Raw genomic sequence first — 10,874 nt, forward strand, 5'->3', positions numbered from 1 at the left:
CAACACGGAAGCCCCCGGTCACGGATGACAGGGGGTGGACGCTCCCGATCCTACGTGGCGCTGAAGGCCCGCAATTTGGTGATGCTCCCCCGGCCCCGTGGGCCGATGGTGGGAGACCGGAGGTCCAGACCGGCCCGCCACCGCACGTCCCGAGGCACTACTCAAATTGTGGTATCCGTCTCGGAATCGCCATCGCGCTCCCGGACCCACCCCTAGGTTCCGAGTCACGGGACGAACTGGGGGTCGTCCGCTGATCACGATGGGACCGGCCGAAACACCGCCCCATCCCCGGGACGGACATGGGGACGCTCCGACCGCAGGTACGACACCACGAGGCATCGGGACTCGGACGATCTGCAGGGGACACGATGAGCAAGTTGCGCAATCCCGCCGACGCCTGGACCTGGCGGGGCTACACCCTCGCCCTCGGGCTGACCGCCACGCCCCCGGCCCTCGTGGGCTGGGCCGGCGCCGGTCGCTCGGGGAGCCAGGCCGTGACGACGGGCCACATGACGATCGCCCTGCTGGCGCTGCTGGCCGCCGCGGTGATCTACGTGCAGTACCGGCTGACGGGCGACGACGTCGTCGGCTGGCTCTGCCTGGGTGCGGTGATCCTGGGTGCCCGGTGCCTCAGCGTCGCCGCGGTGCACGGCACGTCCGGCGGGTCCGTGCTGCTCGGGCACGAGACCTGGACCCTGGTCGCCGACCTGACGCTGGTCGTCCTCCTGGTCGCGCTGACCCGGTCGCGCCGCTGGTCCTTCGACCGGACGGCCGGGCTGCTGGTCGCAGTCACGCTGACGGTCGGGCATCCGGCCCTGCTCGGACGCGTGCCGGCCCCGGACATCCCGCCCGACGCGGCCCTGGCCGCCCAGGCCGTGGCCGCTGCCCTCACCGCCTCCCTGGTGCTGCGGGTCGCCCGCACGCGCCGGCTGACGGTGGGGGCCCGGCAGCTGGTCCTCACGGTCGTGCTCTTCTCCGCCTACCAGGTGCTGGCCAGCCGGCCCACCGGCTCCTACCCGGTCGACCTCGCCGTGCTCGCCGCCGGCCTCTGCGGCACCGTGCTCCTCCTCCGGGCCTCCCTCGGCGGGCTGCGGCGGACCATCCGGACCCAGCTCGACGAGCTCCGGCAGGTGACCCGGCAGCTCGCGACGGCCGAGCGCGACCTCCACGAGCAGCGCGCCCGGCTGCACGAGGTCACCAACAGCGTGGCGGGCATCGCCTCCGCCTCGCACCTGATCAACCAACGACGGGAGATCACCGTGCCGCACCGGATCCGACTCGAGCAGATGCTGGACCACGAGTCCGCCCGCCTCGCCCGCCTGCTGACCCGCCAGCAGCAGCTCCCCGAGGCGGCCCGCGAGTCGGTCGACCTCGACGAGACGCTGGAGCCCCTGGTGGTCGCGCACGAGGCCGCCGGGCACCCGGTGACCTGGGCGCCCAGCGGACTGCGCGCGCAGGCGGAGGCGGACGACGTGGCCGAGGCGGTCAGCATCCTGCTCGACAACGCCCGCAAGCACGCCCCGCGCGCCGCCGTACGACTCGACGTCCGCACGGCCGGGGACGGCACGGTCGAGATCGCGGTGTCCGACGACGGCGCCGGCGTCTCGCCGGACCTGCAGGAGCACCTCTTCGAGTGGGGCCGGCGCGGGCCGGACTCGGCCGGGCAGGGCATCGGGCTGCACGTCGCCCAGCGCCGCCTGGAGCACAGCGGCGGCTCTCTCAGCCTGCTGCCCACGGCCGCCGGCACCACCTTCCTCGTCCGCCTGCCGTCACCCGCGCTGGTCCGGTCGTGAACCGCGCCGGGCCGAACGGCTCCCGCACCGTCCTGATCGAGGACCACGCGCTCTTCGCCGAGTCGCTCGAGATCGCCATGTCGATCGAGGGGTACGACGTCCGCCGCCTGCCGGTCCCGACCTCGGCCAGCGGCTCCGCGCAGCTGCTGGGCTCGATCGCCCGGCTGCGGCCCCGCATCGTGCTCCTGGACCTCGACCTGGGCTCGTTCGGCGACGGGGCCAGCCTGATCAACCCGATCGCCCGGATGGGCGCCAACGTCGTGGTCGTCACCGCCTCGCTCGAGCGGGCCCGCTGGGGCGAGTGCATCCGCTACGGCGCGCGCAAGACGCTCTCGAAGGCCCAGCCGCTCCAGGAGATCCTGGCCGTCGTCCGGCGGATCAACCACGGGCTCCCGGTCATGGACGTCCAGGAGCGCGAGGAGCTGCTGGCCCTGTGGCACCACGAGCGCCAGGAGCGGCAGGAACGACGGCGTCGGATCGAGGAGCTCACCGCCCGCGAGCGGGAGGTGCTCGGTCACCTGATGGCCGGCCGGCCCGTCCGCGACATCGCCCGGTTGAGCGTCGTCTCGGAGGCCACCGTGCGCACGCAGGTCAAGTCGATCCTCGCGAAGCTGCAGGTGAGCTCGCAGCTGGCCGCCGTCGGGATGGCGTTCAGCCTGGAGTGGCAGCCGCCGACCGACCTGCGGGCGTCAGCCGGCCGCCCGACGTCCTGACCCCGATGGACCTGGTCATCGAAATCGGGGAAAGCGATCCTCGCCCGCCCCGGGCCCGTCCGGGAGACGGTGGGGTGAGTCCACGGCGTGGGACCCGGCCCGTCCGGCCGGACGGGAGGGCAGGCCGGGTCCCCGTCGTCCATCCGATCGGCGGTTGAGCCGCCGTGTACCTCTCGCTGCGGGAGCGCCCGGACGCCCCCTCCGTCCCCGACGCGACCCGACGCCGACCGGTCGGCCGGACCGTCGTCCTCCTCGGCTGCGTGAGCCTGCTGACCGACGTCTCGTCGGAGTCGGTGGCGGCGATCCTGCCGCTCTACCTGTCCGTGGTCGTCGGCCTCTCCCCCGCGGCGTACGGCGTGGTCGAGGGTCTGTACCAGGGCGTGAGCGCGCTGGTCCGGCTCGGTGCCGGCTGGGTCTCCGACCGCACCGGTCGCCCCAAGTGGGTCGCCGCCTCGGGGTACGGCGTGTCCGCGGTCAGCCGGGTGCTCCTGCCCCTGGTGTCCGGCCTGGGCGCGGTGTCCGCGGTGGTGACGGCGGACCGGGTCGGCAAGGGCATCCGCACCTCCCCGCGCGACGCGATGATCGCCGCCGACGCCGACCCCGAGCACCTCGGCCGGGCCTTCGGGGTGCACCGCGCCCTCGACGCCGTCGGCGCCTTCCTGGGACCGGTGCTCGCCTTCGTGGTGCTGTGGCTCGTGCCCGGCGGCTACCGCTCGGTGATGGTGCTGTCGATCGCCTTCGCGGTGGCCGGCCTGGCGCTGCTCGTGCTCTTCGTCCCGGCCGGTGCCGGCGCCGTGCCCGTGCCCGCCGGTCCCGCCCCGCCCCGGGTGCGCTGGCGCGACCTCCGCTCGCCCGAGCTGCTGCGGGTCAGCGTGGTCGCCGGCGCGCTCGGGCTGCTGACCGTCGGCGACGGGTTCGTCTACCTGGTGCTGCTGGAGTCCGGCGGCTTCGCGGCGCACTGGTTCCCCGTCCTGTACGTCGGCACCAGCGCGGCGTACCTCCTCCTCGCGCTCCCGGTGGGCCGGCTGGCCGACCGCTGCGGGCGGGCCCGGGTGCTGGTCGTCGGCCACCTCGCGCTCGCCGCCGCCTACGCCGGTGCGACCCTGCTGGCGACCCGCTCGGTGGCCGTCGGCACGGTCGCGACGGTGCTGCTGCTCGGCCTCTTCTACGCCGCCACCGACGGGGTCCTGGCGGCGGTCGCCGGCCAGGCCGTGCCGGTCCGGGCCCGCGCGAGCGGGATCGCGCTCGCCCAGACCGTCGTCGCCGTCGCCCGCCTGCTCTCCGCGGTCGGCTTCGGCGTGCTGTGGCTGGTGGTCGGCCCGACGGTCGCCCTGCTCGGGGTGGCCGCCGGGCTGGTCCTGCTGGTCCCGGCCGCGCTCCGCCTGCTCGCCCCGGCGTCGCGATGAGCCGCCGGACCCGCCCCGCCGCCTTCGCGGCCCTGTGCCTCGCCCTGGCCGGCGGCAGCACGGCGTACGTCCTGCAGGAGCGCGCGGACACCCAGGAGCGCATCAGCTCCCCGCCGAGCGTCCCCGTGGCGACCTCCCCCGCGGCCGCCGAGGGGCCGGTGCTGGTCTTCCGGCACACCGGCGTCGACCAGGAGTACGGCGTCGTCGCCACCGTCCCCCTCGCCGACCCGTCCGGCCCGCGCAGCTTCACCGGCGTGGTCTGCGACCGGGTCGACGCCACCGCGACGACCCGCAGCTGTCTGCGGACCGGCCGCGGCGTCGTCACGTCGTACGACGCGCTGGTGCTGGACGCGGACTGGGAGGAGACCGGGTCCGCGCCGCTGCCCGGCCTGCCGAGCCGGACCCGACTGTCGCCCGACGGGTCGCTGGTCGCGACGACCGCGTTCGTCAGCGGCCACTCCTACCTGACCCGCGGCTTCTCGACCGCGACCGAGGTCCGACGGGTCGGCGGGGCGTCGTACGGGAACCTGGAGGAGTTCGCGCTGGAGATCGACGGCGAGCCTGCGGCCCCGCGGGACCGGAACGTGTGGGGGGTGACCTTCGCGGACGACGACCGCATCTTCTACGCCACCGTCGGCACCCGCGGGCGGACCTACCTGGTCCGCGGCGACCTCGTCGAGCGCACCCTGGAGACCGTCGCCGACGACGTCGAGTGCCCCTCCCTCTCCCCCGACGGCACGCGGATCGCCTTCAAGCAGGCCGACGGCCGCGGCAGCGGACGCCGCTGGACCCCGGCCGTCCTCGACCTGGCCACCGGCGAGCGCACCGTCCTGAGCGGCGAGGAGCGCAACGTCGACGACCAGCTCGCGTGGCTCGACGACGACACCGTCCTGTACGGCGTCCCGCGCCCCGACGAGCCCGGCGTCAGCGACGTGTGGTCGCTGGACACCGACCCCGATGCGGAGCCGGAGCTGCTCGTCGAGCAGGCCTGGTCGCCGGGGGTCGTGCGGTAGGCCGCCGGGCCCGGTCGTCGTGCTTCCCCGGACACGAGACCTCGGAGTTGCGATCATGACGGGACCCACGTCTCGTGGGCTCCGCGATGCTGACCCACGGCACAGGCGGTCGCGTCAGCGGGAGGAAGGGCGTGGGCATGGGAATCGGTACATACCGGAGCCGTCACGGCGTGGCCCACGTCTCGATGCAGTTCGACAACCGGGGCATGGCCGAGGCCGAGATGCTCGACGCCGGTCTTCGCAAGGCGTGGGACCAGCTGTGCGACCAGTCCAGCTGGCGCTACTGGCACCAGGGGATCCGGGACGACCTGACGAGTGCGGACACCTTCTACTTCATGCACTTCGACGAGAACCGCGACGCGATCGGGTTCCGCCGGACGAAGGACGGGCTGAACATGTACATCCCCCTGCGGCACCTGCGTGCGAAGCGCTCGAACGCCGAGCGTGTGGACTACCTGCGCGACGTGTACCTCCGGTTCTTCGAGCGCTATGCCAAGCTCCGCGAGATCGGACCGCCTCCGGTCTGGACGGGGTAGTCAGATCGCGGAGCCGCGATCGGGCCCCACGGAGGCCGACGTACCCCTCACCGGGTTTCGAGACGGGACTTCGTCCCTGCTCAACCACCGGGGGTGGGGGCTCAGCGCACCACGTCGCCCGTCTCGAGATCGGGGTGCCGGTCCAGCCAGGTCGCGGCGACGTCGTCGCGCACGGCGGCCCACAGCTCCCGGCCGAGGGGTCGGTCGAGGTGCACCACGGACTGCGCGCCCTCACGGCCGAGACCGGCGACCGGTGCCGTCAGGAACCGGACGTCGGCGGTGCGGAGGTCGCGCAGGGAGGCGCAGAAGCCCAGGATCCCGGTGAGGGACCAGGTCTCGTCGACGGCGACGTGCCGCAGCACCTCCGTCACGAAGTGGGCCGACTGCTCGGGGTCCTTGCGCATCTCGGCGTGCAGGCTGTCGGTGAGCAGGGCCCGCAGCACCGCCTGCTGGCGGCGGACCCGGTCCAGGTCGCCGCCGGGCAGGCCGTAGCGCTGGCCGACGTACGCGAGGGCCTCGTCGCCGCTGAGCAGGTGCTCGCCGGCGGTCCAGGTCGTGTCGCGGATGCTGTCGACGACCGTCTCCGGCACCCGGACCCGGACGCCGCCGGCCAGGTCGGCGAGGGCCCGGAAGCCGGACCAGTCGACGACGGCGACGTGGTCCAGCCGGACCCCCGTGAGCGTCTCGACCGTCTCGACCGCGCGCGGCAGGCCGCCGAGGGAGTACGCCGCGTTGATCTTCGCGCGCCCGTGCCCGGGCACCCGGACCCAGGAGTCGCGGGGCAGCGACACCACCTGGACCGAGCGTCGGTCGGCGGCGACGTGCACCAGCATCATCGTGTCGGTGCGCTGCTCGCCCGGCTCCCACGCCGCCGCCCGGGCACCCTCCCCGGTGGTCGGCACGTCCGAACGACGGTCGGTGCCGAGCAGCAGGAGGTTGAGGGCGCCTCCGGCGGGGCCGGGCACCCGGGCGGGGCGGTCAGTGAGGCCCGCGAAGGCGGGCTCGGTGTGGCGGACACGGGGGATCTTGGACTGCGCCCACACCACGGTGCCGGCGACCAGGGCCGTGACCAGCGCGGTGCAGACCAGCAGCCCCAGCAGCGCGCGCCGGTCCCGGCGCCGGTCCTCGCGCTCGACGGGGGACATCCTCGGCCTCGTCCCGTCGGCCCGAGGCGGTCAGGCGCCGAGGGCGTGGTCGTGGCGGGCCGGGGCGACCGGTCCCCGGGCGAGGACGAAGCGGCGCAGCTCCTCGTCGCTCTCGACGTCGACGTACGACGCCGCGACCGTCTCGCGCGGGACGTCCTGCCGGTCGCGGCCGGTCAGCCGGTCGTAGACCCCGACGTACGCCGCGGCCTGCGGGCGCCAGTCCAGCACCTCGCTGGCCCGGGTCCGCGCGGCCCGCGCCAGGTGGCAGCGAAGCCCAGAGTCGTCCAGGAGCCGCTCCACCGCGTCGGCGAACCCGGTGAGGTCACCGGACTCGACGTACAGGCAGGTCTCGGCGCCGGAGACCCGGGTCTCGACGAGGTCGAACGCGACCGACGGCAGCGCGTAGGCCATGTACTCCATGGTCTTGTTCATCGTGGACACGTCGTTGAGCGGCGTCTTGCGGTCGGGGCACAGGCCCACGGCGGCCGCGCTCAGCCGGGTGGCGATCTCGGGGAGGCCGACCCGGCCGGTGAAGGTGACGACGTCGTCGAGGCCCAGCTCGTGGCTGCGGCGGACCAGGTCGTCGAAGCAGTCGCCGAAGCCCATCAGCACCGCCTCCACGTCGTCGCGACCGCGGACGTGGACCAGCTCGTGGACCACCTCCAGGACGACCTCGACGTTGTCCTGGGGGCCCATCACCCCGAGGTAGGCGAGCTGGTGCCGCGGCGGCGGCACCGAGGCCGCCGGCAGGATCGGGCGCATCACCCGGGTGTCCGGCCCGCTGCGCACGACCGTGACCTGCTCCGGCGCGAGGTGCCCGCGCTCGATCGCCACCCGCTGGTAGGAGCCGTTGGTCGAGATGACGTGGTCGGCCGTGCGGTAGGTCCGCCGCTCCAGCCAGCGCAGCAGGCCGAGCTGGGCCCGCCCGCCGAGGCCGGTCGGCTCGCCGAAGCGGGACAGGAACAGCTCGGGGTTCAGGTCGTGCTGGTCGTAGACGAACCGGACGCCGCGCCACTTCCAGAGCCGGGCCAGCGCCCAGTAGGTGTCCGGCGGGTTGCAGGCCTGGAGGAGCTGGAAGGGCTGCTCGCGCCAGACCCGCACCGACAGCAGCGCGGTGCGGACCCAGCTGTAGACGAACTCGACCAGGTAGCCCAGCGCTCCGGAGGCCTCCGGGGCGGGCCGGTACTTGTGCACGCGGACCCCGTCGAGGGTCTCCCGCGAGGGGTCACCCGGCCCCTTCGGGCAGATGACGCTGACGGCGTACCCCGCCTCGCGCAGCGCCCGGCACTCCAGCCAGACCCGTCGGTCCAGCGGGACCGGCAGGTTCTGCACGACGATCAGGACGTGGGGGGCGCTGGCCGCTTTCCTCATGCCTGCACCCTGCGAGCCCGCCGGCCCCGGTCAGGACGACCGGGACCGGCTTTCCCCAATACTGGTCAGGGGGTGACCGCGCCGCCGTCCTGCCAGACGTTGCCGCTCCACTCGTTGCCGAGCGCGGAGCGGTCGAAGTCGAGCACCGGGGCGTAGGCCCCGCACTTGCCGGTCCGGCCCTTGACGAACACGTTGTCGAGGAACCGGACGCGCACGGTGAGGGCGGAGAACGGCTTGCCGCCCGACGAACCGCCGTACGCGCAGGTGCCGCCGGTGCTGGGCAGGAACAGGTTGCCCTGGACCAGGACGTCGCGGACCGCGGCGAAGTCGCCGTACCCGGTGAGGCCGGCGGAGCACCCCGCGTCCGGCGGCACGTCGGGCGCGTCGCACGCGATCGTGTTGCCGGTGATCGTCGAGCCGGAGCCCATCCGGATGCCGGACTCGTGGTACGTCCCGGTCTCGTCGGTGAACTGCCCGTGCACGTAGGAGTCGCGGATGGTGCAGCTCATCCAGCAGTTGACCGACCGGTTGCCACCGGTGACCTCGACCCGGGTGGCCACGAAGTCGCGCGAGCCGATGCCGGTGCCCGGCCCGTCGCCGACCCGGACCTCGCTGTCGGTGATGGTGAACGACCGACCGCCGGTGTTCTCGTCGTTGCCGACCGTCCCGTTGATCACCGAACGGCGGATCTCCACGCCGGCGGCGCGGATCTCCAGGTCGCAGCCCACCGTCTTCGCGTCGATGACCGTGCCGGCCTGGGTGATCGTGCACGGACCGGTGTACGACGTGAGCGCGGTGCCGGCCGGTACGCCGGTGCTGGCCGCGTCCGGGAACCCGCCCGCCGGGGGCGTCGGCGTGGTCGTCGGCGTCGGAGTGGGCGTCGGAGTGGGCGTCGGGGTGGGCGTCGGGGTCGGGTCGTCGGTGGGCTCCTTCGTCGGGTCGTCCGTCGGGTCCTCGGACGGCTCGTCCGTGGGCTCCGTCGGGTCGTCGGTGGGCTCCTCGGTCGGCTCGTCCGACGGGTCGTCGGTCGGGTCGCCGGTGGGCCCGTCCGTCGGGTCGGTCGGGTCCGGCGTGCCGGGCGTCCCGGACCCGTCGGGCACGAACAGCACGTCGACGTAGTAGTTCGTGTCGCGGTAGGTCAGGGTCGGCACGGACCCGGTCGCCCGTGTGTAGACGCCGCGCCAGGCGGTCAGGGCTCGATTAACGACCGGGTCGTCGGCGTCCAGCCTCCCGTTGTCGCCGGCGTACCGGCCCCGCGGGGCGTCGTACGACGCGACGTAGCGCTGCCCGGGCTCCAGCCGGACCGGCTCGGACAGCGTCGCCGTGACCCAGCCGGTACGGCGGGTCCCGGTGAACTCGGCCGACGCGAGCGGGGCGCCCGTCGGCGACCAGAGGGTCCCGTCCTCGGGGACCGCGCCGCCGCGGCCGCGGTAGACCTCGACGGCGGTGACCACGCCTGGCGTGCTCGTCGAGAAGCTCACGCCGAGGGTGGCGGCCGCGGTGTCGCTGTCGACGGCCGAGTCCGGGACCAGGTCGGCCGGGAAGATCCCGTAGGCGTCGGCCACGGCGGCGGCCGGGCGGGAGGGCCGGATCTTGGACACGGCCGCGTAGGCCGTGACGGTGGCGGAGACGACCAGGGTGGTCGCGAGCGCCGCCACGAGGGCCGGCCGCCACCGGCGGACCGGGGGGCGGGCCGGCATGGGGGCTCGGTGGGTGCCACTCATGGCCGCACCCGCCCGCCGCCGATCCACCGGTTCCCGGTGAAGACGTTGCCCGGGGCGGACCGGTCGAAGTCCATCACCGGCTCCCAGTAGCCGCAGCGGCGCGTCGAGCCGCGCTCGAAGCGGTTGTCGATGAACCGGATCCCCCGTGCGTGGCCGGAGTAGGGCTTGCCGCCCGAGGAGCCGCCGTACGCGCAGGTGCCGCCGGTCGTGGCCACGAAGAGGTTGCCCTGGACCAGGTTGTCCCGGACCGGGCCGTAGTCGCCGTACCCGGTGAGCGGGGCGGAGCAGCCGGCGTCGGGGGCGACGTTCGGGGCGTCGCAAGCGATCCGGTTGCCGATGAACCGGCCGCGGGTGCCCATCCGGATGCCGGACTCGTGGGTGCGTCCGGTCGCGTCGGTGTCCTGACCGTGCACCCAGCTGTGCCGGACCAGGCAGCGGTCCCAGCAGTTGATGCTGCGGTTGCCGCCACGGATCTCCGAGCGGACCACCCGGAACCGGCTCTCCCCCACCACGGTGACCATCCGGGACGAGCCGGGCGAGGCGTCGACGGTCGAACGAACGAGGCGGAACGAGCCGCGGCCGGAGGTGGCGATGGTGCCGGCGACGTAGGACCGGCTGATCCGGACGCCCCGGGCGCGGATGCGGAGGTCGCAGCCGACCGTCCGGCCGACGATGCGGGTGCCGTCACGGGTGATCGTGCACGGTCCGCGGTAGGGGCGCAGCCGCTGTGCGGCCGGGACCCCGGTGGTGGCCGCGCCGGCGATCCTGGGGGTCTCGCGGCGGTCGGCGGGCACCGCCGCCGACGCGCCGGCTGGCAGCAGGGCTGCCAGGACGACGCCGGCGACGAGCGCGACGAGTCGGGTCGAGATCTGCATAACACTCCTGCCCGAGGCGCGCTGAAGGGACGCGCGCGCACGGAGCTGTGGTCCGTCGATGATCCCACGCGCCGGACGGCACGTGGACGAGGACCTCGCAGGTCCCCTCCCTCGTCGCGGACCGTAGCCACGGCAGGAGGTCAGGAATCCCGACTCTCCCTCAAATGGGTGATGCGCTCCCTCGTCGGTCGAGTAACCGCTGAGGAACGAAGCGCCGTATCCAGAGACCGCGCAGCGCGGTCTCGATACGCTCGCTGGCGCTCGCTACTCGACCAACGAACACCACCCCGTCCCTCGT

General features: G+C 74.1%; 9 protein-coding genes. 5 read left to right on the plus strand and 4 right to left on the minus strand.

Annotation, left to right across the window (positions count from 1 at the left end; genetic code table 11):
- The first annotated feature begins 368 nt into the window (after window positions 1–368).
- From BLT76_RS16445 to BLT76_RS16465, 5 genes are all read left to right on the plus strand, one after another.
- Window positions 369–1,793: a sensor histidine kinase gene (locus tag BLT76_RS16445; protein ID WP_090858527.1), complete on the plus strand. Its 1,425-nt coding sequence runs from the start codon at window positions 369–371 to the stop codon at window positions 1,791–1,793.
- On the plus strand, window positions 1,790–2,506 hold the full coding sequence (locus tag BLT76_RS16450; protein ID WP_244509441.1) for a response regulator transcription factor: 717 nt from the start codon (window positions 1,790–1,792) through the stop codon (window positions 2,504–2,506). Before BLT76_RS16445 ends, BLT76_RS16450 begins: the two co-directional genes overlap by 4 nt.
- A 164-nt stretch (window positions 2,507–2,670) precedes the next feature.
- A complete protein-coding gene (locus tag BLT76_RS16455) occupies window positions 2,671–3,912 on the plus strand; it encodes an MFS transporter (protein ID WP_090858530.1) in 1,242 nt (413 codons plus the stop codon).
- Window positions 3,909–4,925, plus strand: a complete 1,017-nt coding sequence (locus BLT76_RS25775; protein ID WP_090858533.1) for a PD40 domain-containing protein — start codon at window positions 3,909–3,911, stop codon at window positions 4,923–4,925. Before BLT76_RS16455 ends, BLT76_RS25775 begins: the two co-directional genes overlap by 4 nt.
- 170 nt (window positions 4,926–5,095) lie before the next feature.
- Complete coding sequence (locus BLT76_RS16465) at window positions 5,096–5,461, plus strand: hypothetical protein (protein ID WP_090858536.1); 366 nt, start codon at window positions 5,096–5,098, stop codon at window positions 5,459–5,461.
- Between the two features lie 101 nt (window positions 5,462–5,562).
- On the opposite strand, the gene BLT76_RS16470 is transcribed toward BLT76_RS16465, so the two are convergent.
- The 4 genes from BLT76_RS16470 to BLT76_RS16485 all read right to left on the minus strand — a co-directional run bounded on the left by BLT76_RS16470 (window position 5,563) and on the right by BLT76_RS16485 (window position 10,576).
- The gene (locus BLT76_RS16470; RefSeq protein WP_090858538.1) at window positions 5,563–6,606 is read right to left on the minus strand and encodes an LCP family protein; all 1,044 of its coding nucleotides are present in this window, start codon (window positions 6,604–6,606) and stop codon (window positions 5,563–5,565) included.
- Between the two features lie 30 nt (window positions 6,607–6,636).
- Complete coding sequence (locus BLT76_RS16475) at window positions 6,637–7,977, minus strand: glycosyltransferase family 4 protein (RefSeq protein ID WP_090858541.1); 1,341 nt, start codon at window positions 7,975–7,977, stop codon at window positions 6,637–6,639.
- 65 nt (window positions 7,978–8,042) lie between these two features.
- The gene (locus BLT76_RS16480; RefSeq protein ID WP_170867100.1) at window positions 8,043–9,677 is read right to left on the minus strand and encodes a DUF4082 domain-containing protein; all 1,635 of its coding nucleotides are present in this window, start codon (window positions 9,675–9,677) and stop codon (window positions 8,043–8,045) included.
- 20 nt (window positions 9,678–9,697) lie between these two features.
- Entirely contained in the window at window positions 9,698–10,576 is an 879-nt protein-coding gene (locus BLT76_RS16485; RefSeq protein ID WP_090858546.1) for a hypothetical protein, read from the minus strand.
- Between the last annotated feature and the right edge of the window lie 298 nt (window positions 10,577–10,874).

It is taken from the genome of Nocardioides lianchengensis (assembly GCF_900101465.1).
Taxonomy (GTDB): domain Bacteria; phylum Actinomycetota; class Actinomycetes; order Propionibacteriales; family Nocardioidaceae; genus Nocardioides; species Nocardioides lianchengensis.